This is a genomic window from Halomonas caseinilytica, from assembly GCF_001662285.1.
In the GTDB taxonomy this organism is placed as follows: Bacteria; Pseudomonadota; Gammaproteobacteria; order Pseudomonadales; family Halomonadaceae; genus Halomonas; species Halomonas caseinilytica.
In genome coordinates this window covers 31,013-55,793 of sequence record NZ_BDEO01000017.1, presented here as the reverse complement: position 1 = coordinate 55,793, position 24,781 = coordinate 31,013, and the positions used below count along the sequence as shown (strand labels likewise).

The 24,781-nt window shown below is 65.9% G+C and carries 26 protein-coding genes and 1 pseudogene; 19 read left to right on the top strand and 8 right to left on the bottom strand.

Annotated features, from left to right (window positions below; all coding sequences use genetic code 11):
- Positions 1-256 (top strand): annotated as a pseudogene (locus HSDC_RS15690) (protein translocase subunit SecF); the annotation flags it as partial.
- Positions 257-367: 111 nt separating this feature from the next.
- Here HSDC_RS15690 and HSDC_RS15685 read toward each other — a convergent pair.
- Both HSDC_RS15685 and HSDC_RS15680 read right to left on the bottom strand, forming a co-directional pair.
- Positions 368-709, bottom strand: a complete 342-nt coding sequence (locus HSDC_RS15685) for a hypothetical protein (protein ID WP_064700894.1) — start codon at positions 707-709, stop codon at positions 368-370.
- Positions 710-877: 168 nt separating this feature from the next.
- Positions 878-1,672 (bottom strand): inositol monophosphatase family protein, encoded by a 795-nt coding sequence (locus HSDC_RS15680; protein WP_064700893.1) that lies wholly within the window; start codon positions 1,670-1,672, stop codon positions 878-880.
- A gap of 207 nt (positions 1,673-1,879) precedes the next feature.
- Here HSDC_RS15680 and trmJ point away from each other — a divergent pair, with 207 nt between their 5' ends.
- The 14 genes from trmJ to der all read left to right on the top strand — a co-directional run bounded on the left by trmJ (position 1,880) and on the right by der (position 15,140).
- Positions 1,880-2,623 (top strand): tRNA (cytosine(32)/uridine(32)-2'-O)-methyltransferase TrmJ, encoded by a 744-nt coding sequence (gene trmJ, locus HSDC_RS15675; protein WP_064700892.1) that lies wholly within the window; start codon positions 1,880-1,882, stop codon positions 2,621-2,623.
- A 74-nt stretch (positions 2,624-2,697) separates the two neighbouring features.
- A complete protein-coding gene (gene cysE, locus HSDC_RS15670; protein ID WP_064700891.1) occupies positions 2,698-3,609 on the top strand; it encodes a serine O-acetyltransferase in 912 nt (303 codons plus the stop codon).
- A 108-nt stretch (positions 3,610-3,717) separates the two neighbouring features.
- A complete protein-coding gene (locus HSDC_RS15665; protein WP_064700890.1) occupies positions 3,718-4,185 on the top strand; it encodes an Rrf2 family transcriptional regulator in 468 nt (155 codons plus the stop codon).
- A 46-nt stretch (positions 4,186-4,231) separates the two neighbouring features.
- Positions 4,232-5,380, top strand: coding sequence for an IscS subfamily cysteine desulfurase (locus tag HSDC_RS15660; RefSeq protein WP_064700889.1), 1,149 nt, complete (start codon positions 4,232-4,234; stop codon positions 5,378-5,380).
- A gap of 21 nt (positions 5,381-5,401) precedes the next feature.
- The gene (locus tag HSDC_RS15655; protein ID WP_064700888.1) at positions 5,402-5,728 is read left to right on the top strand and encodes a HesB/IscA family protein; all 327 of its coding nucleotides are present in this window, start codon (positions 5,402-5,404) and stop codon (positions 5,726-5,728) included.
- Positions 5,729-5,895: 167 nt separating this feature from the next.
- On the top strand, positions 5,896-6,321 hold the full coding sequence (gene ndk, locus HSDC_RS15650; protein ID WP_064700887.1) for a nucleoside-diphosphate kinase: 426 nt from the start codon (positions 5,896-5,898) through the stop codon (positions 6,319-6,321).
- A gap of 119 nt (positions 6,322-6,440) precedes the next feature.
- Positions 6,441-7,568 carry a dual-specificity RNA methyltransferase RlmN gene (gene rlmN / locus HSDC_RS15645; protein ID WP_137055362.1) on the top strand — a complete coding sequence of 376 codons (1,128 nt, stop codon included), beginning with the start codon at positions 6,441-6,443 and terminating at the stop codon, positions 7,566-7,568.
- Positions 7,569-7,679: 111 nt separating this feature from the next.
- Positions 7,680-8,402 carry a type IV pilus biogenesis/stability protein PilW gene (gene pilW, locus HSDC_RS15640; protein ID WP_064700885.1) on the top strand — a complete coding sequence of 241 codons (723 nt, stop codon included), beginning with the start codon at positions 7,680-7,682 and terminating at the stop codon, positions 8,400-8,402.
- Positions 8,403-8,432: 30 nt separating this feature from the next.
- Positions 8,433-9,473 carry a RodZ domain-containing protein gene (locus tag HSDC_RS15635; RefSeq protein ID WP_064700884.1) on the top strand — a complete coding sequence of 347 codons (1,041 nt, stop codon included), beginning with the start codon at positions 8,433-8,435 and terminating at the stop codon, positions 9,471-9,473.
- 5 nt (positions 9,474-9,478) lie between these two features.
- Positions 9,479-10,594 carry a flavodoxin-dependent (E)-4-hydroxy-3-methylbut-2-enyl-diphosphate synthase gene (gene ispG / locus HSDC_RS15630; RefSeq protein WP_064700883.1) on the top strand — a complete coding sequence of 372 codons (1,116 nt, stop codon included), beginning with the start codon at positions 9,479-9,481 and terminating at the stop codon, positions 10,592-10,594.
- 24 nt (positions 10,595-10,618) lie between these two features.
- Positions 10,619-11,905: a histidine--tRNA ligase gene (hisS, locus tag HSDC_RS15625; protein ID WP_073292183.1), complete on the top strand. Its 1,287-nt coding sequence runs from the start codon at positions 10,619-10,621 to the stop codon at positions 11,903-11,905.
- A gap of 30 nt (positions 11,906-11,935) precedes the next feature.
- Positions 11,936-12,595 (top strand): YfgM family protein, encoded by a 660-nt coding sequence (locus tag HSDC_RS15620; protein WP_064700882.1) that lies wholly within the window; start codon positions 11,936-11,938, stop codon positions 12,593-12,595.
- Positions 12,592-13,740: an outer membrane protein assembly factor BamB gene (gene bamB / locus HSDC_RS15615; RefSeq protein ID WP_064700881.1), complete on the top strand. Its 1,149-nt coding sequence runs from the start codon at positions 12,592-12,594 to the stop codon at positions 13,738-13,740. The genes HSDC_RS15620 and bamB overlap by 4 nt, the downstream gene beginning before the upstream one ends.
- Positions 13,737-15,140: a ribosome biogenesis GTPase Der gene (gene der / locus HSDC_RS15610; RefSeq protein ID WP_064700880.1), complete on the top strand. Its 1,404-nt coding sequence runs from the start codon at positions 13,737-13,739 to the stop codon at positions 15,138-15,140. The genes bamB and der overlap by 4 nt, the downstream gene beginning before the upstream one ends.
- A gap of 90 nt (positions 15,141-15,230) precedes the next feature.
- Here the strand turns inward: der and HSDC_RS15605 are convergent, their stop codons facing one another.
- Positions 15,231-16,094 (bottom strand): ATP-binding protein, encoded by an 864-nt coding sequence (locus HSDC_RS15605; RefSeq protein WP_064700879.1) that lies wholly within the window; start codon positions 16,092-16,094, stop codon positions 15,231-15,233.
- A gap of 206 nt (positions 16,095-16,300) precedes the next feature.
- On the opposite strand from HSDC_RS15605, the gene HSDC_RS15600 reads away from it, so the two are divergent.
- Positions 16,301-17,104 carry a M48 family metallopeptidase gene (locus HSDC_RS15600; protein WP_064700878.1) on the top strand — a complete coding sequence of 268 codons (804 nt, stop codon included), beginning with the start codon at positions 16,301-16,303 and terminating at the stop codon, positions 17,102-17,104.
- A 10-nt stretch (positions 17,105-17,114) separates the two neighbouring features.
- Here HSDC_RS15600 and HSDC_RS15595 read toward each other — a convergent pair whose 3' ends face one another.
- The 5 genes from HSDC_RS15595 to dprA form a co-directional block, all read right to left on the bottom strand.
- Positions 17,115-18,143, bottom strand: coding sequence for an MDR family NADP-dependent oxidoreductase (locus tag HSDC_RS15595; protein WP_073292185.1), 1,029 nt, complete (start codon positions 18,141-18,143; stop codon positions 17,115-17,117).
- On the bottom strand, positions 18,140-18,952 hold the full coding sequence (gene aroE / locus HSDC_RS15590; protein WP_064700876.1) for a shikimate dehydrogenase: 813 nt from the start codon (positions 18,950-18,952) through the stop codon (positions 18,140-18,142). The genes HSDC_RS15595 and aroE overlap by 4 nt, the downstream gene beginning before the upstream one ends.
- Positions 18,949-19,884: an oxygen-dependent coproporphyrinogen oxidase gene (gene hemF, locus HSDC_RS15585; protein WP_064700875.1), complete on the bottom strand. Its 936-nt coding sequence runs from the start codon at positions 19,882-19,884 to the stop codon at positions 18,949-18,951. Before hemF ends, aroE begins: the two co-directional genes overlap by 4 nt.
- 62 nt (positions 19,885-19,946) lie before the next feature.
- Positions 19,947-20,504, bottom strand: coding sequence for an L-threonylcarbamoyladenylate synthase type 1 TsaC (gene tsaC / locus HSDC_RS15580; RefSeq protein ID WP_064700898.1), 558 nt, complete (start codon positions 20,502-20,504; stop codon positions 19,947-19,949).
- Between the two features lie 42 nt (positions 20,505-20,546).
- Complete coding sequence (gene dprA / locus HSDC_RS15575; RefSeq protein WP_064700874.1) at positions 20,547-21,644, bottom strand: DNA-processing protein DprA; 1,098 nt, start codon at positions 21,642-21,644, stop codon at positions 20,547-20,549.
- Between the two features lie 163 nt (positions 21,645-21,807).
- Between dprA and def the strand changes: the two genes are divergently transcribed.
- The 3 genes from def to rsmB all read left to right on the top strand — a co-directional run bounded on the left by def (position 21,808) and on the right by rsmB (position 24,771).
- Positions 21,808-22,320: a peptide deformylase gene (def, locus tag HSDC_RS15570; protein WP_064700873.1), complete on the top strand. Its 513-nt coding sequence runs from the start codon at positions 21,808-21,810 to the stop codon at positions 22,318-22,320.
- Positions 22,321-22,450: 130 nt separating this feature from the next.
- Positions 22,451-23,431, top strand: a complete 981-nt coding sequence (gene fmt / locus HSDC_RS15565) for a methionyl-tRNA formyltransferase (RefSeq protein ID WP_064700872.1) — start codon at positions 22,451-22,453, stop codon at positions 23,429-23,431.
- Positions 23,428-24,771 (top strand): 16S rRNA (cytosine(967)-C(5))-methyltransferase RsmB, encoded by a 1,344-nt coding sequence (gene rsmB, locus HSDC_RS15560; RefSeq protein ID WP_064700871.1) that lies wholly within the window; start codon positions 23,428-23,430, stop codon positions 24,769-24,771. The genes fmt and rsmB overlap by 4 nt, the downstream gene beginning before the upstream one ends.
- Positions 24,772-24,781 lie beyond the last annotated feature (10 nt).

Sequence of the window (24,781 nt, the reverse complement as noted above, 5' to 3'; positions counted from 1 at the left end):
CAACGAATCCATCAACCAGACCCTGTCGCGGACCCTCGCGACATCCGGTACCACGCTTCTGGTGGTGCTGGCCCTGATGATTCTTGGCGGCGACATGATTCACTTCTTCGCCGTGGCACTGTTCATCGGCATCACGGTCGGGACCTTCTCGTCCATCTATGTCTCCGCCGCTTTGCTGCTGCCCCTCAAGCTGCAACGCGCGGACCTGATGCCGGCACAGAAGGAAGACGCAGAAGCCGAAGAAGAACTGCCCTGATCGCTCCCCCGAAAGGGCAGCCCGACAAAAAGAGCCACCCGGCATGCCGGGTGGCTCTTTTTTCATCCAGCGGCATCGGCAAAAAGCTCGATACCGCGACTCGATCACTCGCTAAGCTACGCCCTGGGCATCGGGGCGAAAGACTTCACGAGCGTGGTGATACAGCACACCGGAATAGCCATTGCGCTGCAGCACCTTGAGAATCTTGGCGGGGTTTTCGTCATCGAGGGCGCGACGCAGCTTGTCCCGCTGCTCGTCATCGAGGGCCTCGTGCCAATGGTACGGCTCGCCATTCGCGCTGGCCGCCTCGGCGCGGCGCATCAAGTCCATCTCGACGCGCCCACCATAGCGGTACAGGAGATCATAGCCTTCCTGGAGGTGCAGCGCCGGCACGTCACAGGGTTTCTCCAGGCTTTCCAGCACGTTGTAGTAGTAATAGCTGAGCGGTTGCATCGTCACTCCTCTCGCATGTGGTGTTCATGACCCGGCGAGACCGGGGGCATGAAACCGGTGACCGGAAGAGTCACCGGCTACCTTCAACGTACACCGACTCATCGATCTCGAACAGTCTCGAGAACGTTACGAGATGTTGTTCAGACGCCATGCTTGAACAGGCGCCGATCAGAAGTGAGGCTTGAGCTGTTGCACCAGCGTCTTGTAGAGGCGCGGGCCAGCGGCCATCAGCGGCTGGCTGGTCGAGACAGACGGCTGGCCATCCGGCGCGCCCATCAGGGCACCGGCTTCCTTGAGCAGCAGCGAGCCGACCTGCAGATCCTGCTCATCCAGGCCGAGCGCGAAGGCCGCATCGACACGCCCGGAGGCCAGATCGGCCAGATCCAGCAGGGGAGCGCCGGAAGAGCGCATCAAATCGATTCGCGGCGCCAGTTGCTGGACCAGCGTCAGGTGGGTAGGCAACAGGCGAGATCGAAACTCGCTTTCGGGCAGACCCATGGCAACGCGCGCGCCATCGATCGTGTGATGCTTGGGCACACGAATGCGCTTGCCGTTGAGCTGGGCGCCGCGCCCACGGCTCATCAGGTACTCATCATCGCTGAACGGACAGATCACCACCGCATGCTCCGGTCGGCCCTTGACCAGGCACACCAGCGACAGCGCGAAGCCGGGAGCGGCAACGGTGAGGTTGGAATAGCCATGAAACGGTTCGATGCGCCACAGGACATCGCGACCTTCACGCTCGCCTTCGCGATGCGGCGTATAGCGGCCAACGACACCGTGCTGCGGATACCCACGCGCCAGTTGCCGCTGGATCAACGTCTCGGCGTTACGGGCAGTATCCTCGAGCAGCTTGTCGAGGTTATGTTCTTCATGAGCGTTCTCGATGCGCTCGCGAATGCGCAGGAATTGCTCGCCGGCACTGCGCGAGGCACGCAGTGCGAATTGGACCATCGGATGCATGATCGGGCCTTGAGGAGTCGGTGATGTTAAAGAACGGGATGTGACAACGATGTCTCTTGGGTGGCGCGAATCCTAGCAGAAACGCTCCGATCGCGCTACGCAGCCCGCAGCCCGCAGCCCGCAGCCCGCAGCCCGCAGCCCGCAGCCCGCAGCGTCATGCTAGACTGGCGCCACATCCCCTTGATAGTCCCCAATTGGAAGTCCCTCATGCTCGAGCGCATACGCATCGTCCTGATCGGCACCAGTCACCCCGGCAACATCGGCGGCACGGCCCGCGCCATGCACAACATGGGGCTGACGGACCTGGCACTGGTGGCGCCGCGCTGCGAACCCCTCACGGCAGACACCGTCTCCAGGGCCTCCGGCGCCGACACGCTGGTCCACAACGCCAGAACGGTCGACAACCTGGAAGACGCGGTCGGCGACTGCACCCTGGTGGTGGGCGCCAGTGCTCGCTCACGCACTCTCCCCTGGCCGATGATCACACCGCGCGAGCTGGGCGAGCGCTTGCCGGCCGAACTGTCCTCGATGCAAGGGCGGGTCGCCCTGGTCTTCGGTCGAGAGGACAGCGGCCTGACCAACACCGAGCTGCAGCGCTGCCATGCCCATGTGCACATTCCCACCAACCCGGACTTCAGCTCCCTGAACCTGGCTGCCGCCGTCCAGGTGCTGGCCTACGAGTGCCGTCTCGCCTGCCTGACCGAGACAACCGACTCCGCCGAACCGGAAGCGGCACCGCTGGCGACCCACGAGGAACTCGAGCATTACTTCGCGCACCTGGAGCGCTGCCTGATCGCCATCGGCTTTTACGACCCGGCCATGCCTCGCCAGTTGATGGCGCGCCTGCGGCGCTTCACCCTGCGGGCTCGCCCGGAGCGCATGGAGCTCAACATCCTGAGGGGCATCCTCACCGCCACTCAGCGCCAGGCCGAACGCCACAAGGACGAGTGAACCTTCGCTTGAACCCCGCTCGGGCGACCCCCAATATGACAGACAACGACTCGCTCCCATCCAAGGACCGCCGCATGTTTCAACGTCTGCGCGAGGACATCAACAGCGTATTCGCCCGCGACCCGGCGGCACGCAATTTCCTGGAAGTGCTGACCAACTATCCGGGCCTGCACGCGCTGCTGCTCCACCGCCTGAGCCACTGGCTCTGGCATCGCAACCTCAAGTGGCTGGCTCGCACCTTGTCGACCCTCGGGCGCTGGTTGACCGGCATCGAGATCCACCCCGGCGCCAGCATCGGCCGGCGTTTTTTCATCGATCACGGCATGGGTGTGGTCATCGGTGAAACCGCCGAGGTCGGCGACGATGTCACGCTCTACCAGGGCGTGACTCTGGGGGGCACCAGCTGGAACCATGGTAAGCGTCACCCGACACTGGGCGACGGCGTGATCGTCGGGGCCGGCGCCAAGATCCTCGGTCCCTTCACCGTCGGGGCCGGCGCCAAGATCGGCTCCAATGCCGTGATCACCAAGGAGGTGCCGGTCGGTGCCACCGTAGTGGGCATTCCCGGCAAGGTCGTGCAGCGCAACGACCCGGACAAGGAGGAAACCCTCCAGGTCGATCCCGAGCGCCGCGAAGCCATGTGCCGCAAGTTCGGGTTCGATGCCTATGGCGTCAGTCAGGACATGCCCGACCCCGTGGCGCGTTCCATGCAGGCCATGCTCGATCACATGCATGCCGTGGACGAGCGCATCGAGCGCATGTGCTCCACGCTGCGACAAATCGACGCCAGCTTCCGCGACGGCCACCTGCCGGAACTGCGCGACGAAGACTTTGCCGACATCCTCGACGACGTCGACAGCTGCTGCCCTCCTCCCGAGGACGACACCCCGTCCCAGGACCAAGCCAAGGGCCAGGCCAAGGACGCGGAGCGCGACAAGCCGCGCCGCGAAGAAGACACGGTGAGCGACCGCCACGGCAATGGTTGACCGCCCTACTGGGTCTTTATCATAATGTTCCATCCACCCGGTGCCTCCATGGGCGCCGGGCCGATCAACGACCACCGACGTCCGCAACGGTGCCGAGGTGAACACCCCATGCGCCTGACCACCAAGGGACGCTACGCCGTCACCGCCATGCTCGACCTGGCGATGCATGCCGACGAGGGGCCGATCTGCCTCGCTGACATCGCCAAGCGTCAGGAAATCTCGCTTTCCTATCTCGAGCAGCTGTTCGCCCGCCTGCGGCGTCGGGGCCTGGTGGAAAGCGTACGAGGACCGGGCGGCGGCTATCTGCTGACTCTTGCGCCGGAAACCATCTCGGTGGCCAGAGTGATCGACGCCGTGGACGAGTCAGTGGATGCCACGCGTTGTGGCGGCATGTCGGACTGCCAGCAGGGAGAAACCTGCCTCACGCATCACCTATGGTGCGAGTTGTCCGAGCAGATCCACGGGTTTCTCGACGGCGTCACCCTGGGCCAGCTGGCCCGCCGCGACGAGTTCCGGGCCATCGCCACGCGGCAGCGTCGCGTCGCCGACAAGCAGATCCCGGCATCATCGCCCTGAGCCGACGGCCCGACCGTCTCCGATTCGCCATCACCGTTCCGAGCCCATGAGCGCACCCATTTATCTCGATTACGCCGCCACCACGCCCGTCGACCCCAGAGTCGCCGAGGTCATGAGCCGTCACCTCACGCTCGACGGCGTCTTTGCCAACCCTGCCTCGCGCAGCCACATGTCCGGCTGGCAGGCCGAACAGGCCGTCGAGAGCGCGCGGCGACAGGTCGCCGACCTGATCGGCGCCGACCCCCGCGAGATCATCTGGACCAGCGGCGCCACCGAAGCCGACAACCTGGCATTGACCGGCATCATGCGCGCCAACCGGGAAAAGGGCCGCCACCTGATAACCTCGACCATCGAGCACAAGGCGGTGATCGATACGGCGCGGGCCCTGGAGCGGGAAGGCGTCGAGGTCACCTGGCTGACGCCCGGCGAAGATGGCCGCATCGCGCCTTCGGCGCTGCGCGAGGCCCTGCGCGACGACACCGTTCTGGTCTCGTTGATGGCAGTGAACAACGAGCTCGGCACGATCAACGACCTGGCGGACCTGGCCGAGGTCGCCCATGGCGGGGGCGCGCTTTTCCATACCGATGCCGCCCAGGCCGTGGGACGCCTGCCGCTGGATGTGACACAGCTCGGCATCGACCTGATGTCGCTCTCCGGGCACAAGGCGTATGGCCCCAAGGGCATCGGCGCACTCTACGTGAAGCGCGATCCGGACATCCGCGTGGAGGCCCTGATCCACGGCGGCGGCCACGAGCGCGGCATGCGCTCGGGCACGTTGCCGACCCATCAGATCGCCGGCATGGGGGAAGCCTTCGCCATCGCCGGACGCGAGGGCCAGGCCGACCAGCAACGCATTCAGGGGCTGCGCGACCGCCTGATCGAGGGACTCGAGGATCTCGACGGCATCCATCTCAACGGTGCCGCCGACGTCTCGGTGCCCAACATTCTCAACCTGGCCTTCACCGGGGTCGACGGAGAGTCACTGCTGATGGCCCTGCGCGACATCGCCGTGTCCACCGGTTCGGCCTGCAACTCTGCCAGCGTCGAGCCATCCTATGTATTAAAGGAGATCGGCGTTCCTCGGCAGCTGGCGCTGGCCTCGTTGCGTTTCAGCCTTGGCCGTTTCACCACCGAGGACGAAATCGATAGTACCATCGCCACTCTGCGGCATGCCCTGACCGGGCTACGCCGCTAACTCATCGAGCAGGAGGCCACCATGGCGACCCTTTCCATCACCACCGCCGCCGCCGAACAGATCCATCGGGTGCTCGACGAGCGCGGGCACGGCCTGGGGCTGCGGGTCACCGTCAAGCCCAGCGGCTGCTCGGGCTACAGCTACGTCCTCGACTTCGCCGACGAGGCATCGAACGACGACGTGGCCTTCGAGGAACACGGCGTCAAGGTCTTCGTCGCGCCGGACGCCCTGGAAATGCTCGATGGCAGCGAGGTCGACTATGTGTCGGAAGGGCTCAATCGCTTCTTCCGCTTCAACAACCCGAACGTCAAGGATGAGTGCGGCTGCGGCGAGAGCTTCAGCGTCTGAGTCCGCCTGACGACGCGAATTGTCCCTTCCCGCCTCGGGGCGGTATACTCTGCGCCCATTCGGCGCGTGGCGCCGGACCGCACGAATCACATGCCCAGCGCCGCCCTGGTTTCCCGGGGCGGCGCTGGGTTGTCACTGCCCGTTACCCAGACTGGAGAGCACGCCACATGGCCACTGAACGCACCCTGTCCATCATCAAGCCCGACGCCGTCGCCAAGAACGTCATCGGCGAGATCGAAAGCCGCTTCGAGAAGGCCGGTCTGAAGATCGTCGCCGCCAAGATGCTGCACCTCTCCCAGGAGCAGGCCGAGGGCTTCTACGCCGAGCACAAGGAGCGTCCCTTCTTCGGTGACCTGGTCGGCTTCATGACCTCCGGTCCGGTCGTGGTCCAGGTGCTGGAAGGCGAGAATGCCATTGCCGCCAATCGCGACCTGATGGGCGCCACCAACCCCAAGGAAGCCGAGGCCGGCACCATTCGCGCCGACTATGCCCAGTCCATCGACGCCAACGCCGTCCATGGTTCCGACTCCCCGGAGTCCGCGGCACGCGAAATCGCCTACTTCTTCGAGGAAAGCGAGATCTGCTCGCGCTGAGGAAACGCTGATTCATCGCCGTTCGCGATATCCATCAGTAGTTCCCTGGTGGCAGGTTTCCTGCCGAGCGGGAGCCATACGGCTCCCGCACCTTGCCCCAACGACCCACGATGCCCGCCATGACCGCTGATACCGCCCCACAACGCCCCAACCTGCTCGGCATGACGCGCGAGGAAATGGAGGCTTTCTTCCTTTCCATCGGCGAGAAGAAGTTTCGCGCCACCCAGGTGATGAAATGGATTCACCAGGAAGGCTGCAGCGACTTCGCGTCCATGACCAACCTGTCCAAGGCCTTGCGGGCGCGGCTCTCCGAGGTCGCCGAGATCCGCGGGCCCAGCGTGGTCTACGAAGGCACTTCCAACGACGGCACCCGCAAGTGGGTATTGGAAGTCGAGGACGGCAGCTACGTCGAGACGGTGCTGATCCCGGCCGACAACGGCAAGCGTCGTACGCTGTGCGTCTCGTCCCAGGTCGGCTGCTCGCTGGACTGCAGTTTCTGCTCCACGGGCAAGCAAGGCTTCCAGCGCAACCTCACCGCCGCCGAGATCATCGGGCAGGTGTGGGTCGCCAGCAACAGCTTCGGGCCGCGCCACGACACCGCCAACCGTCCCGTCACCAATGTGGTGATGATGGGCATGGGCGAGCCGCTGCTGAATTACGACAATGTCGTCCCGGCGATGAAGCTGATGCTCGACGACTATGGCTACAGTCTCTCAAAGCGCCGCGTCACCCTTTCCACCTCCGGCGTGGTGCCGATGCTCGACCGCCTCGGCGACGAGCTCGACGTGAGCCTGGCCATCTCGCTGCATGCCGCCAACGACGAGCTGCGCAGCGAACTGGTGCCGCTCAACCGCAAGTACAACATTCGCACCCTGCTCGATGCCTGTCAGCGTTACCTGGCCAAGTGCGACGACACCCGCATGGTCACCATCGAGTACACCCTGATCAAGGACGTCAACGATCAGCAGGAGCATGCCCGCCAGCTCGCCGAGCTGCTGCAGGAGCTGCCCAGCAAGATCAACCTGATTCCGTTCAACCCGTTCCCCCATTCGGGATACGAGACACCGTCGCGCAACCAGGTAAAGCGCTTCCAACAGTGGCTCGCCGATCTGGGTTACACGGCGCCGATCCGCTCCACCCGCGGCGACGACATCGATGCCGCCTGCGGCCAGCTGGTGGGTCGCGTCAAGGATCGCACACGGCGGCACGAGCGCTATATCCAGTCGATCCAGCTCGACGCCGATTGAGCCGGGTCACGTCTTGACTTCAACCGGGCACGACGCTTTGATGGTCAGGCTTTTTTCACCATCGGTCAGGCATCGTGCCGCCCACTGCCACGATGCCTCAACGAGGATGCCATGACGGGTCGCCCGAGTCTCGACGGCTACCGACAATGCCGCATCGCGGTCCTTCTGATCGGCGCTCTGTGGTTGAGTGGTTGTGCCATGCGTGACGACCAGGCCCCGCGAGACGCCGATCCCGTCGAGGCCTACACACGCCTCGGCGAGGCCTATCTGGCCCGTGACGACCTGCAGCGTGCCTCCGAGGCCCTCGGCCATGCCCTGGAGCTGGCTCCCGGCGACGCCGAAGCACGCCAGGCAATGGCCATGGTCCATCAGCGCCGGGGCGACGATGCCCTGGCCGAAGAAAACTTTCGTGCTGCACTGCATGACGATCCCGATCTCACCCGAGCACGCAACAACTACGCTGCCTTCCTGTATGATCGGGGACGTATTAGAGAAGCGTGTCATCAGTTGCAACGCGCGAGCAAGGACACCCGCTACATCAACCGGGGCCAATTGCTCGTCAACCTGGGACGCTGCCAACGCGCAACCGGCGACGAAGCGGCGGCGCGAGCCAGCTTCGAACAGGCCTTGCGCATCGATCCCGGTCGACCCGGCGCCCATCTGCGTCTTGCCGAGCTCGATATCGCGCAAGGACGATTCGAGAATGCCGAGCGGCACCTGGAACGTTATCGGCGCCAAGCGGGTCCAGATGCAGCGTCAGCTCGCCTGGCCGACGACATCGCTCGCGCCCGGGGCGATCATGATCGACCGGCAACCTCGCGAGGCACGCCCTGAGCCCTGTTTTCCAATGAAGGATGCCACGCCATGAGCGACACACCCCTCCAGGAACCCGACGCTACCACGCCCCAGGCCTCGCCTGGCGAGCTGTTGCGTCGGGAGCGGGATGCCCTGGGACTATCGCGCGAGGAGGTCGCCGCGGCCCTCAATCTGCGTCCGGCCGTGATCGATGGCCTGGAGAACGACAGTTACGAGGAGGTGCCGATCGCCACCTACCGGCGCGGCTACCTGCGTAGCTATGCCAACCTGCTCGGTCTCGATGAGACACGAGTGCTGGCGGCCTACAAGGCACACTTCGGCAAGGACGACGAGCACAAGGTCACCCCCGTGCATGTCGTCAACAAGCCACCCTCGCGGATCGGCGCCTGGCTGTTCCGCCTCGCGACCCTGGTGGTCATCGCCGGGCTGATCGGCTTGACACTGATGTGGTGGCAAAGTCGCGGAGGCAGCGAGCCGCCGTCTCCCAACGACAGTGCCCCGGTCGCGGTCGACGGCATCGATGGCAACGCCGCCATCACCGAAGGCTCCGCGCCATCCGACGACGCCGCGGCATCATCGGCCGACGGTGCACAGTCATCCGCAGACGCTACCGACACCTCATCGCCGACCGGCTCCTCGGACGGGCCTGCCACCGACGAGAGCACGGCCCAGCCGGATGACGAGCCTGATCTGCTGTCGACAACCGACGAGGCGTCACCGGAAGCGACATCGGATGCCGACACGGCCGAGGCATCGGCGTCTGAGGAAGGCAACGGCCTGGCAGAAGGCAACGAGGCGTCCTCAGAGGCCGGCGACGAGGAGGCCGACTCGGCAACACAGGCCGATCCTCGCGTGCTGAACCTGACCTTCAACGAACAGTCCTGGACCGAGATCTTCGACGCCAACAACCAGCGCGTCTTCGTCGGCCTGCAGGAACCCGGCACCACGGCACGAGTCGAGGGCGACCCGCCCTTCCGGCTGACCGTGGGCAACGCAACCGGCGTCGAACTCCGTTGGGGCGGCGAAACCGTCGACCTTGTCGAACGCGCCGGCGCCAACAATGTCGCTCGCTTCACTTTGGGAGAGTGAGTCTCATGCACGCACCATCGCCCATCCAACGACGTCAATCTCGCCGCATTCATGTCGGTGACGTACCGGTCGGAGGCGGCGCCCCCATCTCCGTGCAGAGCATGACCAATACCGACACGCTCGACGTGGACGGCACCGTGGCGCAGATCCAGCAGCTGGAAAACGCCGGTGCCGACATCGTGCGCGTCTCGGTGCCGACCATGGAGGCCGCCGAAGCCTTCGGCCGTATCAAGCGCGCCGTGAATATCCCCCTGGTCGCCGATATCCACTTCGACTACCGCATCGCCCTGCGCGTCGCCGAACTCGGTGTCGACTGCCTGCGCATCAATCCCGGCAACATCGGTCGCGAAGACCGCGTCGCCGCGGTGGTCAGCGCTGCCCGCGACAACGGCATCCCGATCCGCATCGGCGTCAACGCCGGCTCGCTGGAAAAGGACCTGCAGAAGAAGTACGGCGAGCCGACACCGGCGGCACTGGTCGAATCCGCCATGCGCCATATCGACCATCTCGACCGTCTGGACTTCCCTGACTTCAAGGTCAGCGTCAAGGCGTCCGACGTGTTCATGGCCGTCGCTGCCTATCGGGAACTCGCCTCGCGCATCGAGCAGCCGCTGCATCTCGGCATCACCGAAGCCGGTGGCCTGCGTTCGGGTACCGTCAAGTCTTCCATCGGGCTGGGCATGTTGCTGATGGACGGCATCGGCGACACCATTCGTGTCTCGCTCGCCGCCGACCCGGTCGAGGAGGTCAAGGTCGGCTTCGACATGCTCAAGAGCCTGAGCCTGCGCGCCAAGGGCATCAATTTCGTCGCCTGCCCGAGCTGCTCGCGACAGAACTTCGATGTCATCGGTACCATGAACGCCCTCGAGGAGCGTCTGGAAGATGTCCTCACGCCACTGGACGTTTCGGTCATCGGTTGCGTGGTCAACGGCCCGGGCGAAGCCAAGGAAAGCGACATCGGCCTGACGGGCGGAAGCCCCGCCAACCTCGTCTACATCGACGGCAAGCCGGCCAGCAAGTTGCGCAACGACCACCTGGTCGACGATCTCGAACGACTGATTCGTGACAAGGTCCGCGAGAAGCAGCAGGCGGAAAAGGACGTGATTGCCCGGGACGCCTGATCCCGGCACGTGAAGGAGTCATCATTGAGCAAGAAAATCCAGGCCATTCGAGGCATGAACGACCTGCTGCCGGCGCAAGCGCCCCTGTGGCAGTACTTCGAGCAACAGGTCCGCACGCTGATGGGGCGCTACGGATATGACGAGATCCGTACCCCCATCCTCGAGCAGACCGCCCTGTTCAAGCGCTCCATCGGCGAAGTCACCGATATCGTCGAAAAGGAAATGTACACCTTCGAGGACCGCAACGGCGACAGCCTGACCCTGCGGCCCGAGGGTACGGCAAGCTGTGTACGCGCCGCCATGGAGAATGGCCTGCTGCACAACCAGACTCAGCGTCTCTGGTATCAGGGCCCGATGTTCCGCCATGAGCGCCCGCAGAAAGGTCGCTATCGCCAGTTCCATCAGGTCGGCGTGGAAACCTTCGGCCTCGAAGGGCCGGATATCGACGCCGAGGTGATCCTGCTCTCGGCCCGCCTGTGGAAGCAGCTCGGCTTGTTCGAGCACGTGACCCTGGAGCTCAATTCCCTGGGATCGCCGGAGGCGCGTGCCGCCTACCGCGACAAGCTGGTGAGCTATTTCGAGACACACTTCGATGTGCTCGATGAGGATTCCCGCCGACGCCTGTCCACCAATCCGCTGCGCATCCTCGACTCCAAGAATCCGGCCATGGCGGACATGCTGGCCGATGCACCGCGCCTGATGGACCACCTGGACGACGCGTCCCGCGAGCACTTCACGCGCTTGACCGCCATCCTCGACGCCGCCGGTATCGAGTACGTGATCAATCCTCGCCTGGTGCGCGGGCTGGACTATTACTCGCGTACCGTCTTCGAATGGACCACCGACGCCTTGGGCAGCCAGGGCACGGTATGCGCTGGGGGACGCTACGACGGCCTGGTCGAGCAGCTCGGGGGCAAGCCGGTGCCGGCGGTCGGGTTCGCCATGGGCATCGAGCGGCTGATCCTGCTGCTCGAGACGCTGGAGCTCGTACCCGACGCCGCCCTCGACACTCTGGACGTCTACCTCTTGCCAATGGGTGACGCCGCCGAAGCCGCGGCCCTGGAACTGGCCGAACAGCTGCGCGACGAACTGCCAACGCTTCGCCTGCAGCTCCACTGTGGTGGCGGTGGCTTCAAGAGCCGCATCCGCAAGGCCGACAAGAGTGGCGCTCGCCTGGCATTGCTGCTTGGCGAGGAGGAACTCGCCGAGGGTGTCGTCACTCTCAAGTTCCTGCGCGAGGAGCGCGAACAGCGCCGCCTCGACCGCAACGAGCTCGCCTCGGCCCTCACCGACCTCTTGTCGGAAGCCTGACGGACCGCATATCGAATAAGGAGGCCGCCCGTGGCGGAACTGAGAACCGAAGAAGAACAGATAGAAGCCATCAAGCGCTGGTGGAAGGAGAACGGCGTATCCCTGCTGATCGGCGCAGCGATTGCCGCCGCCGGCGTCTTCGCCTGGAAGGCCTGGCAGGACTATCAGACCGGCCAGGCCGAAGCCGCTTCCCAGCGCTACCAGCAACTGCTGACCCTGAGCAGCCAGGACCAGGTCACTGACGCGGCTCGCGGCCAGGCAGAGGAACTGGTCGCCTCCCTCACCGAGGAACATGGCGACAGCCTCTACGCCGACATGGCCCGACTGCTCTCGGCTCGCCTGTCCGTGGAAGGTGGGGACCAGGCCGCGGCTCGCGAGACGCTGGAAGCGTTGATCGCCGACAGTGAGCACGCCTACCTAACCGGTCTGGCGCGACTCCGACTGGCGCGCCTTCAGGTCGCGGCCGATGAGCCCGAGGCGGCCCTCGACACCCTCGACGGCACGATTCCCGCCACCCTGTCTGCCCAACAGGCAGACATTCGCGGTGATGCGCACTTCGCCCTGGGCGAGACCTCCCAGGCCCGTGATGCCTGGCGCGAGGCCCTGCAGCTTGCCGAAGAGGGCGAGCGTCCGCTCTACGGCGTACAACTCAAGCTCGACAATCTGGGCGTTCAGGAGACCACGTCATGAAACCGACTCTGGCGATCGCCGCAACTGCGGCACTGGGACTGCTGGCAGGTTGCGCCGGCCAGGTGGATTCACAGAATCCGCCCCGGGAACTGCAGGACATCGCTCGCAGCACGTCCGTGAACACCCTGTGGGACGAGCAGATCGGTGACGGCATGGGGCTCGGCGGCTACACCCTCACGCCCGCTCGGGACGGCGATACCCTGTTCGCCGCCGACCAACACGGCCTGGTGATGGCGCTGGACGCCGACACCGGCGAAATCCGCTGGGAACATGAGCTCGACAACGGCGCCTCCAGTAGCCTGACTGCCGTGGCCGGTGGCGTCTATCTCGGCACGCGCAACGGTGAAGTCGTGGCACTGGACCAGTCCAGCGGCGAGGAAGTCTGGCGTTCTCGCGTCAGCAGCGAAGTGCTTTCCGCCCCTCAGATCAACAGTCAGCTGGTGGTGGTTCAGAGCGTCGACGGCAATGTCACTGCCCTCGATCGCGCCAGCGGCTCGGAACGCTGGGTCTATACGTCATCACGCCCCTCGCTGACCCTGCGCACCACCGGTACGCCGCGGATCATCGACGCGGTCACCTTCGCCGGCCTGGCCAATGGCCGACTGGTGACCATCGAGAACGGCAGCGGCCGGGCCCTGTGGGAGCGGCGCATCGCCACTCCCGAAGGACGCAGCGACATCGAGCGCATGGTCGACCTGGTCGGCCAACCCGTGCTGACCCCTGACGGCCGCCTCTATGTCACCAGCTACAATGGCCGCCTGGTAGCCCTCCAGGCCACTAGTGGCCAGGTACTGTGGTCGCGGGACGTGCCCAGCTACCACACGCCCGTGCTGGTGGACGACACTCTCTACGTCGTCGATGATGACAGCCACCTGGTCGCCCTGTCGGCCAGCAACGGCGAACAACGCTGGCGTCTCGACGATCTCGCGGGCCGCCAGTTGACGGCTCCCGCCTTCGCCGATGGCCGTCTGGTGGTGGGGGATTTCGAAGGTTATCTGCATGTCATCGACGCCGAGAATGGTACCTTGGTCGGCCGCACCGAAATCGACGGCTCCGGTATCAGCGCGCGCCCGCTCACCGATGGCAATCGCGTCTATGCAATGGCCGACGACGGTAGCCTAGAGGCTCTGGAACTCAACCCATGAATCCCGTTATTGCCCTGGTCGGGCGCCCCAACGTGGGCAAGTCGACCCTGTTCAACCGCCTGACCCGCTCGCGCGACGCGCTGGTGGCCGACTTCCCGGGCCTGACCCGGGACCGCAAGTACGGCAACGGCGTGCTCGGCGGCAAGACCTATACGGTCATCGACACAGGTGGTATCAGCGGCGACGAGGAAGGCATCGACGTCGCCATGGCCGAGCAGTCGCTGCAGGCCATCGACGAGGCCGACATCGTGCTGTTCATGGTCGATGGACGCAGTGGCCTCAACGTGGCCGATGAAGCCATCGCCAACCATCTGCGCGTCAACCAGAAGAAGACCTGGCTGGTCGTCAACAAGACCGACGGCCTCGAGGAACACTCGGCCATGGCCGACTTCTGGCAGCTCGGCATCGGCGAGCCGCGCTCCATCGCCGCCGCCCACGGACGCAATGTCACCGCCCTGATAGAGGAAGTGCTCGAGCCCTTCCCCGAGCGTGATGCGGACATTCCCGCCGACACCGGCACGTCGGGTATTCGTATCGGAGTGATCGGACGGCCCAATGTGGGCAAGTCGACCCTGGTCAACCGACTGCTCGGCGAGGAGCGCGTGGTGGTCTTCGACGAGGCGGGCACGACACGCGACGCCATCGAGATCCCCTTCGAGCGTCGTGGCAAGCCTTACGTGCTGGTCGATACTGCCGGCGTCCGCCGTCGCAAGAACGTCCGCGAGGTCGCCGAGAAGTTCTCGATCATCAAGACGCTGGAAGCCATCAAGGAGTGCCATGTCGCCGTCATGGTGCTGGATGCCAGAAGCGGCCTGGTCGAGCAGGACCTGCACCTGCTCGACTATGTGCTGACCAGCGGCCGGGCCCTCGTGCTGGCCGTCAACAAGTGGGACGGCCTCGAGAGCGAAGCCAAGGACAAGATGCGCACCGAGATCAAGCGCCGTCTGGGTTTCGCCGACTATGCCGAGCTGCACTTCATCTCGGCGCTGCACGGCACGGCGGTGGGCGATCTCTATCCCTCGATCGAGCGCGCCTTCGAATCGGCCAACAGCCACTGGTCGACCAACCGCCTGACCAATATCCTTCAGGACGCCGTGGAGCAGCACCAGCCGCCGATGATCCATGGCCGCCGCATCAAGCTGCGCATGGCCCACCAGGGCGGTACCAACCCGCCGATCATCGTGGTCCACGGCAACCAGACCGCCTCGCTGCCCGAAGCCTACAAGCGCTACCTGACCAACACCTTCCGCAAGGTGCTCAAGGTGCGCGGCACTCCGATGCGCTTCGAGTTCCGTTCAGGCAAGAACCCCTACGACAACATGGCCGGCGCCAACGATCGCGAGAAGGCCAAGAAGCGTGAGCTCGACCGCACCCGCTCGGCACGACGCGGCCGACGCTGAACCTCCAAGCGTCACGCCAACATTGCCGCAAAGCAGCGCGCCGCCCCCGGGCGGCGCGCTGCGTTCTGGGCGGCGCTACGCCGCGACACCTCACCCCTCGAGGCGCAGGCGCCCTACCCATTGGCAAGCAAACTGCCAGGCTACCCGACCACTTCGCCCGCCACGCAGGGTGGCATAGCGAACCGCCTCGGTTCGGGCCTCGTCATTCCAGTCGCCATCGTCTCCCAACCAGGTCACCCAGTGCGCGCAGGCCTGCAGATAGGTCGCCTGGTCGAAGGGGCGAAAACTCAGCCAGAGGCCGAAACGATCCGAAAGCGAGATCTTCTCTTCCACGGCATCGCCATGATGCAGCTCCTCGCCCACCAGCCGAGAATCGTCATTGTCGCTCATCGACTCCGGCAGCAGGTGGCGCCGGTTGGACGTGGCATACAGCAGGACATTCTCGGGCGGGCCGGTCAGCGTGCCGTCGAGCACACTCTTCAGGGCCTTGTAGGCATCGTCATGCCCTTCAAAAGACAGATCATCGCAATAGACCACGAAGCGATGCGGCTCGCGACGCAGGCGTTCGACCAGCACTGGCAGGGCGGCCAGGTCATGACGATCCACCTGCACCAAGCGAAGTCCCTCCTCGGCCAGGTCATTGAGCAAGGCCCTCACCAACGACGACTTGCCGCCTCCCCGAGCGCCCCACAGCAGGGCATGGTTGGCCGGATAGCCCTGCAGAAAGGCCCGCGTGTTGTCGACCAGCGCCTGTTTCTGTCGCTCGATCCCGAGCAGGTCGTCCAGGCGCATGGCATCCCTGGGTGGCACCGGGGTCAGACTGCCGCCCAGGGCATGTCGCTGCCAGAGGGCAGCCACATCACGCTGCCAGTCGACCTCTACCGGTGTCGGCGGCAACCAGGGCTCCACACGCTCCAGTACACCCAGCAGGCGCCTGGCCAGTTCATCGTCCATCACGTCGTTCTCCCTACTTGTCTCGCGGCCTTCTATCAGGCCCTTGCCATGACGGCGCACCGAGCGGGCACCATCACGACACGGCCAAAGGGCATGATGCCATACTCTGCCTCTTCCCCCGCCCTCGGTTGACCCGCCGGGCAGGCACGGTATCTTGTCATCGAGCACCGCCCCGCACCCGGGGCCGATTCTTGGAGGAAACCAATATGCGCTGGATGCACTGCCTCGCCATAGGGGCGCTCGGGCTCGCCCTGGCGGCCTGCACGACCTCGCCGACCGGACGCTCGCAGTTGATGCTGATGTCCGACGATGAGCTCGATCAGATGGGCGCCAAGGCATTCGCCCAGTATCAAAGCAACCGGCCCACCGTCAGCGGCGCGCCCTTGCGATATGTGCAGTGCATCACCGATGCGGTGGTGCGGGTGCTGCCGGCCGAGGCACGCCAGGAGAACTGGCAGGTACGCGTCTTCAAGGACGACTCGGCCAATGCGTTCGCCTTGCCCGGCGGCTATGTCGGCGTGAACACCGGCCTGCTCGATATCGCCACCAATCAGGACCAGGTAGCCTCGGTGATCGGCCACGAGATCGGCCACGTGCTGGCTCACCATGCCAATGAGCGGGCCTCGACCCAGAGCGCCACCCAGATTGGCATGACGATGGCTTCAGTGGCCGCCGCCGCTGCCGGCATCCAGGGAGCGAACCATGACATGGCCATGTCGGCACTCGGCATGGGGGCCCAGTACGGTGTCCAGTTGCCCTTCTCGCGCAGCCACGAGCGCGAGGCTGACGAGATCGGCCTGCAATTGATGGCCCAGGCCGGCTTCGACCCCCGCGCCAGCATCGATCTGTGGCATAACATGAGCGAAGCCGGCGGAGGCCAGCCTCCGGAGTGGATGTCCACTCACCCCAGCCATGGCAACCGCATCCAGGGCCTTCAGGCCAACATGGAGACTGCCCTGGCCAGCTACCGACAGGCCCGTCAGTCCGGCCGCACGCCGCACTGCCAATAGCCCCTGATCATCAACGCAGGCGCACCACGCGCTTGCCGACGCCCCTGACGTCGTCGTTGAATAGCCCGCAGAAGGCTCGCGGCCAGCCAGTGAAGCCATCCACCACGTCAAGGGGCGCCACCACCTCTTCCCACCGTGCCATTTCCCTCTGGAAGCCCTCCCAGTGAGCAGCTTCGTGGCCCGGCACCACGAAGGGTTGCAGGTGTCCGCCCGCCGCTGTCAGACGAGACAGGTTACGAGGTGCGCGACGCGGCTCGGGCGAGTTGTACTGACCGACCAGCCCGCACAGCACCACGCGGCCTCCAGGCACCAGCGCCTCGATGGCTGCTTCGAAGACATCACCGCCCACGTTCTCGATGCTCAGATCGATCCCCTCCGGGGCGACGTCGGCCAGTCGCGATGCGATGCCGCTGTCGTGGTGATCCAGCGCCGCCGCCACCCCCAGCCGATCGATCAACCAGTCGCGCCTGGCGGCATTGCCGGCGGTGGCGATAACTCGCGCCCCGGCACGATGCGCCCACTGGATGGCCAGGCTGCCCACCGCGCCAGCCCCGGCGGATACCAGCACGGTCTCGCCGGCCTGGGGACGACCGTAGAGACGCATGGCCAGCCAGGCGGTGAAGCCCGTCATGCCACGGGCATGCAACCAGCGCTCGGGAGAGGGCGTATCGGCGGGCAACGTCAGGGGCGGCAGGTCAGGCGACGCGCCGGGGCCCAGCCGGCAACGCTCGGCCACGGGCATGTGGCCGACTACCCAGTCGCCTTCGCGCCAGGCACTGCGGGATGCAATGACCCGCGCCAGCCCCCAGGCGGAAAGCGCATCGCCGGGCCGCCATCGCGTCAGGTAGTCATATCCCTCGGGTTGCATGCGCGTGCGCATGTAGGGATCCACCGACAGCCAATGGGGTTCCAGCCAAGCCTCACCCTGACCAGGCGCTTCGAGAGGGACGCGATGACACGCGAAATCTTTGGGGACAGGACACCCTCGAGGCGTTCGAGCCAGATGCCAGGCACGGACGGTCGCCGCTCCGGACCTCACAGCGAGCAGCGCAGACTATCCAGCACGGGGGCCACATCCGGGCGCTTGCCGCGCCACAGCAGGAAGGACTCGGCCGCCTGCCCCACCAGCATGCCCAGCCCGTCGATGCCACGGGCACCGCGCTCGCCGGCCCAGCGCAGGAAGACGGTGGGCTCGCTGCCGTACATCATGTCGTAGGCGACACCGCCCTCGGCGAAGAGGTCGTCGGGCAAGGGCGGCAGGTCGCCGGCGAGACTGGCACTGGTGCCGTTGATGACCAGGTCGAAGGGACCGTGCACGGCGTCGAAGCCGCCACCCGCCACCTCGCCGAGATCCGCGAAATCGGCGGCCAGCGCCTCGGCCTTGGCCGCCGTGCGATTGGCAATGTACAGGCCGGCCGGCCCAGCCTCGAGCAGCGGCTCCAACACGCCGCGCACCGCTCCCCCGGCGCCCAGCACCAGGATACGGGCGCCGGTCAACTCGACATCCTGGCGGCGCAGGTCACCGACCAGCCCCAGGCCGTCGGTGGTGTCGCCGCGCGTCCGGCCATCCGCGTCCAGCACCAAGGTATTCACCGCCCCGGCCCGCCGGGCGCGGGGACTCAGGGTATCGCAAAGCTGATGCGCCTGTTCCTTGAACGGCACCGTGACGTTGGCTCCCCGACCGCCATCGGCCGTGAAGGCCCGCCAGGCACCGGCAAAGTCGTCCACGGGCGCCTCGATGGCGACGTATTCGATCGCCTCACCGGTCTGTTCGGCGAAGGCGGCGTGGATGGTCGGCGACTTCGAGTGGCCGACAGGATGGCCGAACACACAGTACCGATCCGTCATCGGGCAGCCTCCTCCCCGGCCGACTCACCGAGCCAGTCCCGGGGGCGCAGATAGTCGTTCAACTCGGCTTCGGGACTGCCCGCCTCGGGCTCCCAGCCGTACTCCCAACGTGCCAGGGGCGGCATCGACATCAGGATCGATTCGGTACGCCCACCGCTCTGCAGTCCGAACAGGGTACCGCGGTCCCAGACCAGGTTGAATTCCACGTACCGCCCTCGGCGATACAACTGGAAATCGCGTTCGCGCTGCCCCCAGGGTGTCGCGCGGCGCCGCTGAACGATGGGGAGGTAGGCATCGAGGAAGCTGTCGCCCACTGCACGCTGGAAGTCGAAGCAACGCGCAAAGCCTCCCTCGTTCAGGTCGTCGAAGAAGAGGCCGCCGACCCCACGGGTCTCGTCGCGATGCTTGAGCGTGAAGTAGTCGTCACACCACGCCTTGTAGCGCGGATAGACCTCCTCGCCGAAAGGCGCGCAAGCGTCCCGGGCGACACGATGCCAATGGCGGACATCATCGAGAACGGGATAGAAGGGCGTCAGGTCGTAGCCTCCCCCGAACCACCAGACCGGTTCTTCGCCTGCCTTGTCGGCAATCAGGAAGCGCACGTTGCCATGACTGGTGGGCACATGGGGATTCTCCGGATGCAGTACCCAGGAGACGCCCACCGCATGGAAGCCCCGCCCCGCCAGTTCCGGCCGCGCGGCCGACGCGGACGCCGGCAGTGCCGCCCCGTGCACATGGGAGAAGTTGACACCGCCCTTTTCGAACACCGCACCGTTCTCGATCACCCGGGAACGGCCACCTCCGCCTTCCTCGCGACGCCAGCTATCCTCGCGAAAGCCGGCCTGGCCATCCTCGGCGGCCAAGGCATTACACAGGCGGTCCTGCAGGTCGAGCAGATACGTCTTGACGTCATCGAGATGTGCGTGTGCCACAAAGCCTCCTCGGAAAGCAACAGGTGGGAAAGCACGGAATGAAGCCCAAGGAGAGCGCCTCCTCAGGCCCGCAAGACCTGGCCGGTGGCCAGATCACGAATGGTGCTGGGACGGGTGTGCCCCCCAAGAGGGCCATCGAACAGGGCATCCAGCTCGTCACCGAAGATGCGCGTCACTTCCTCGGCACTCATCGCCGAGGGCTCGCCGGCCCGATTGGCCGACGTGGACACCAGCGGCCCTCCGAAGGCGCGACACAATTCGCCGACCAGCGGATGATCACTGACGCGCAATGCCACCCTGTCATGCTCTCCCCTGACCAGCTCGGCAGCACGCCCGTTATCGGGCACCAGCCAGGTCGTCGGCTGAGGCTGCGGCTCGGCCAGCACCGCGCGGCGCTCCTCCGGCAACCCTTCCAGCCAGGGCGAGAACTGTTCGAGGCTGGCCGCCACCAGGATCACGCCTTTGGCTGGGTCGCGGCGCTTGATGCGCAGCAGGCGAGTCAGGGCCGAAGCGTCATCCGGGTCGCATCCCAGCCCCCAGACGGCTTCGGTGGGATAGGCGATCACGCCCCCGGCGCGCAGGGCGTCCACGGTGTTGTCGAGGGAAGTTGCCTGAAGCATGGCCGATGCATCCGAACCTGATGATGACATGGCTGGATTCTATCACGCCCCCGACGACGTCGGCAGGCGTACCCAGCCTCCCGCCGCCTGACTCGCCCGTCCTTCCAGCTCCAGCGCCAGCAGGCGACGCTGGCAATCCGAGACCGCCAATCCGCTCAAATCGACCAGCGCATCCACGGGTGTGGGCGTATCACTGAGCCAGGCCAGCAAGGGATCCGTGTCCGTCGACGCCTCTGGGGCGCGACGATTCACCACAGGCGTGACGCTCCATTGAGCGAGTTCGGCGAGAATGTCATCCACGCCCCTCACCAGGGCAGCCCCCTCCCGGATCAGGTGCAGACAGCCACTCGCCTGGGGATTGTGTATCGAACCAGGCAGGGCGAAGACCTCTCGCCCCTGCTCGGCCGCCAGCCGGGCGCTGACCAGCGAACCACTGCGCTCGGCGGCCTCCACCACCAGCACGCCTCGGGAAAGGCCGGTAATGATGCGATTGCGCCGCGGGAAGAAGCCCGCTCGTGCCCGGGTACCTGGCGGGTGTTCGGAAAGCAGCAGCCCGCCGGAGCCGCGCAGCCGCTCATGGAGGCACCGATGACGGGCCGGATAGACCACATCGACACCGCACCCCAGCACCGCAACGCTGCACCCACCGGCGTCCAGAGCGGCCTGCTGGGCGATGCCATCGACCCCCAGCGCCATGCCGCTGACCACGCACCACCCTCGCTCGGCAAGTCCTCGGGCAAAACCGGCGGCGTTGCCGCTGCCCTCGCGGGTCGGACGGCGGGTTCCCACCATCGCCAGGCGCGGCGCCTCGAGGGCATCGAGATCCCCCAAGGCCCAGAGTACCGGTGGTGGATCGGCGATCTGGCCCAAGGTCTCGGGCCAGGCTGGGTGATCGGGATGCAACAGGTGGCGTTCGGGCGAGGCCGCGAGCCACTCGCGTTCGGTGGCGAGTCGCGCCGCCAGCGGGCTCTGGGCGGGATGCTCGAGATACAACCGTAGTGCCTGGGCGGCCGGACGCGGCAAAGCCGCCAACCAGCCATCCGGCCAGGGCGGGTCGCTAGCCGCCAGTTCGGCGAGTCGTGCAGCCCCCATCCCCGGCAACAGGGACAGGGCCAGCCAGTCCGTGGCGCTGCGCTGCATGGGCGAATCTCCTTGCCCGGATCGACGACGGTCCCCGGAACATCGCCGAGATGCTATAGTCGAACCCTATTGAGGCGATACATACCGAGCGGTTTTCCCCTCGCCTCTCGCCTCCTAGAATAGACGTATATTTCGCATGACTGTACAACGGTGACCTGACGCCATGGCCAAACTCCCTATCCTCGAATTCCCCGACGAACGGCTGCGTACCGAGGCCGCCGAGGTCGAGACGGTCGACGACGAGGTGCGCCAACTGGTCGACGACATGCTCGAGACCATGTATGACGCCCGTGGCATCGGTCTGGCTGCCACCCAGGTGGACGTGCACCGCCGGGTCATCGTCATGGATGTCAGCGACGACCAGAGCACCCCCCTGGTGCTGATCAATCCCGAGTTCACGCCCATCGGCGACGAGCGCGAACCGATGCAGGAAGGCTGCCTGTCGATTCCCGAATACTACGCCGAAGTGCCTCGTGCCCTGAAGGTCCACCTCAAGGCGCTGGATCGCCAGGGCGAACCCTATGAACTCGAGGCGGAAGGGCTGCTCGCCCATTGCATCCAGCATGAGTGCGACCATCTGCGTGGCGTGCTCTTCGTCGACTACCTGTCGCCGCTCAAGCGCGATCGGGTGATGAAGAAGATGCAGAAGCGTCACAAGCTCGCCCAGGGCGCCTGAACACCAGAAACTGCTGGGGCATCGCCATCCTGCCGTACGGGGCAGTGTCGTCGTTGACGGCACTGCCCTTCGTCGTTCGCGCCAGGCTCCGTTATCATAAGGGGCATCCATTTCGGCAAGGCCCCTCGACATGTCCCAATCCCTGCGCGTCATCTTCGCCGGTACGCCCGACTTCGCCGCCGCGAGCCTGGAAGCGTTGCTGGCAAGCCATCACCGGGTCGTCGGCGTCTATACCCAGCCCGACCGAGCCGCCGGCCGTGGTCGCAAGCTGACCGCGAGTCCCGTCAAGGTCCTCGCCCAGTCTCACGGCCTACCGGTCCATCAGCCAGCCTCGCTGCGCACACCGGAAGCCCAGGCGCAACTGGCGGAACTGGACGCCGACCTGATGGTCGTGGTCGCCTATGGCTTGATCCTGCCACGCGAGATTCTCGACACCCCACGACTGGGCTGCATCAATGTGCATGCCTCCCTGTTGCCGCGCTGGCGCGGTGCGGCCCCCATCCAGCGCGCCATCGAAGCCGGCGACACCGAAAGCGGCGTGACGCTGATGCAGATGGACGAAGGGCTCGACACCGGCGACATACTGCTCACCCGGCGCACCCCCATCGAGGCCACCACCACTGGAGGCTCGCTCCACGACACCCTGGCCAGCCTGGGCGGCGACGCCCTGGTCGAGACCCTCGATGCCCTGGCCGGCCCCGGCCTGGCGCCCAAACCTCAGCCTGACGATGGCGTCACCTATGCCGCCAAGCTTTCCAAGGCCGAGGCCGAGCTGGACTTTCGCGAATCCGCCTCGACCCTCGCCGCCCGCGTGCGTGCCTTCAACCCCTGGCCCGTGGCCTGGTGCTCGCTCGGCAACGAGCGGTTGCGCCTGTGGCTGGCCGAACCCGGCGAGCCGGCGAGCCACGAAGCCGCGCTCGCACCGGGAACCTTGCTCGAGCCTGACAAAGAGGCATTGCGTATCGTCTGTGGCGATGGCGTACTGCGCGTAACCCGTGCCCAACTGCCCGGTGGCAAGCCTCTGGACGTCCCCGAGCTCCTGCGGGCCCGGGCGGACCGCTTTACCGTCGGTACACGACTCGGAACATCTGATGGGGAGACATCCGCATGAGCCAGCAGCGCCGCAACGACGGTCGCAGCAAGTCCCTCGACAATGGCCTGGCCGTGCGCGCCGCCGCCGCCCGGGCGATCGCGCCGGTGATCACCGGCAAGAAGTCGCTGAACGATCTCGACGAGCACCAGGTCGTCGCCCGGGACCGTGGGCTCTTCAAGGAGCTCTGCTTCGGCACCTGTCGGACCCTTCCCCGCCTGGAGGCCCTGGCAGGAAAGTTGCTGGAAAAGCCCTTCAAGACCCGCGACGCCGACATCCAGGCCTTGCTGCTCGTCGGCATCTACCAGTTGCTGTATCTACGTGTCCCCGCTCACGCCGCCGTGGGCGAGACTGCCGGCGCGGCACGGCTGCTGAGCAAGGCCTGGGCCACCCGGGTGCTCAACGGCTGCCTGCGACGCCTGCAACGGGAAAGCGCGGCACTGCAGGCCGAGGTGGACCGCGACCCGGCGGTAGCCCTGCTGCATCCGCGCTGGTGGGTGAAGACATTACGTCAGGCCTGGCCCGACGACTGGCGGTCGATCTGCGAGGCCAACAACCAACCGGGCCCCATGACGCTAAGAGTCAACCGACGTTACGGCGACCGGGAGATGTACCTGGAACGCCTTGATTCGCCCGGCGCGCGGCTGTGTCCGCATGCTCCCGATGGCCTGACCCTGGAAGCCCCCTGCGATGTCGCCGAATTGCCGGGATTCCGCGAGGGGCATGTCAGTATCCAGGATGAGGCCGCCCAGCTCGCCGCCGTCCTGCTGGGGCCGGTGATCGCTCCTCGGCCTGGCGCCCGCGTTCTGGATGCCTGCTGCGCCCCGGGTGGCAAGGCCGCGCATCTGCTGGAACTCTTCGACATCGACCTGCAGGCAATCGACAGCGACGATGCCCGCCTGGCGCGCGTCGAGGATACCCTGGCGCGACTCGGCCTAAGTGCATCGCTGGCGCATGGCGACGCTACCGGAAGGGACTGGTGGGATGGCACCGCCTTCGATGCCATCCTGCTCGACGCGCCCTGCTCCGGCAGCGGCGTCATCCGGCGCCATCCGGACATCAAGCGCCTGCGCCGCCCGTCAGATATCGCCAAGCTCGCCGAGGTGCAGGCACGCCTGCTGGATAACCTCTGGCCGCTGCTCGCGCCGGGCGGCACCCTGCTCTATGCCACCTGCTCGGTGCTCCCGGAAGAGAATGCCGATCAGGTACAGGCCTTCCTCGAGCGCACCCCCGACGCCGAAGTCACCACGCCGAGCGGCCTGGCATGGGGACGCCCCGCCGGTGCCGGGCGCCAGCTTCTGCCGAGCCCCGACAGCCACGATGGCTTCTTCTATGCCAGACTGAGGAAAGGAACCGCCTGACGGGTTCTGA

Bases quoted from the DNA above. Each gene is read 5' to 3' on its own strand.
- HSDC_RS15665 (WP_064700890.1), top strand. From the start codon at position 3,718: ATGCGCCTGACCACCAAGGGACGCTACGCCGTCACCGCCATGCTCGAC.
- dprA (WP_064700874.1), bottom strand. From the start codon at position 21,644: ATGCAGCGCAGCGCCACGGACTGGCTGGCCCTGTCCCTGTTGCCGGGG.
- fmt (WP_064700872.1), top strand. From the start codon at position 22,451: ATGTCCCAATCCCTGCGCGTCATCTTCGCCGGTACGCCCGACTTCGCC.
- pilW (WP_064700885.1), top strand. From the start codon at position 7,680: ATGACGGGTCGCCCGAGTCTCGACGGCTACCGACAATGCCGCATCGCG.
- HSDC_RS15680 (WP_064700893.1), bottom strand. From the start codon at position 1,672: ATGCATCCGATGGTCCAATTCGCACTGCGTGCCTCGCGCAGTGCCGGC.
- rsmB (WP_064700871.1), top strand. From the start codon at position 23,428: ATGAGCCAGCAGCGCCGCAACGACGGTCGCAGCAAGTCCCTCGACAAT.
- HSDC_RS15605 (WP_064700879.1), bottom strand. From the start codon at position 16,094: ATGGACGATGAACTGGCCAGGCGCCTGCTGGGTGTACTGGAGCGTGTG.
- rlmN (WP_137055362.1), top strand. From the start codon at position 6,441: ATGACCGCTGATACCGCCCCACAACGCCCCAACCTGCTCGGCATGACG.
- HSDC_RS15655 (WP_064700888.1), top strand. From the start codon at position 5,402: ATGGCGACCCTTTCCATCACCACCGCCGCCGCCGAACAGATCCATCGG.
- ispG (WP_064700883.1), top strand. From the start codon at position 9,479: ATGCACGCACCATCGCCCATCCAACGACGTCAATCTCGCCGCATTCAT.
- def (WP_064700873.1), top strand. From the start codon at position 21,808: ATGGCCAAACTCCCTATCCTCGAATTCCCCGACGAACGGCTGCGTACC.
- der (WP_064700880.1), top strand. From the start codon at position 13,737: ATGAATCCCGTTATTGCCCTGGTCGGGCGCCCCAACGTGGGCAAGTCG.
- HSDC_RS15635 (WP_064700884.1), top strand. From the start codon at position 8,433: ATGAGCGACACACCCCTCCAGGAACCCGACGCTACCACGCCCCAGGCC.
- HSDC_RS15685 (WP_064700894.1), bottom strand. From the start codon at position 709: ATGCAACCGCTCAGCTATTACTACTACAACGTGCTGGAAAGCCTGGAG.
- ndk (WP_064700887.1), top strand. From the start codon at position 5,896: ATGGCCACTGAACGCACCCTGTCCATCATCAAGCCCGACGCCGTCGCC.
- bamB (WP_064700881.1), top strand. From the start codon at position 12,592: ATGAAACCGACTCTGGCGATCGCCGCAACTGCGGCACTGGGACTGCTG.
- aroE (WP_064700876.1), bottom strand. From the start codon at position 18,952: ATGACGGATCGGTACTGTGTGTTCGGCCATCCTGTCGGCCACTCGAAG.
- HSDC_RS15660 (WP_064700889.1), top strand. From the start codon at position 4,232: ATGAGCGCACCCATTTATCTCGATTACGCCGCCACCACGCCCGTCGAC.
- tsaC (WP_064700898.1), bottom strand. From the start codon at position 20,504: ATGCTTCAGGCAACTTCCCTCGACAACACCGTGGACGCCCTGCGCGCC.
- HSDC_RS15600 (WP_064700878.1), top strand. From the start codon at position 16,301: ATGCGCTGGATGCACTGCCTCGCCATAGGGGCGCTCGGGCTCGCCCTG.
- cysE (WP_064700891.1), top strand. From the start codon at position 2,698: ATGTTTCAACGTCTGCGCGAGGACATCAACAGCGTATTCGCCCGCGAC.
- trmJ (WP_064700892.1), top strand. From the start codon at position 1,880: ATGCTCGAGCGCATACGCATCGTCCTGATCGGCACCAGTCACCCCGGC.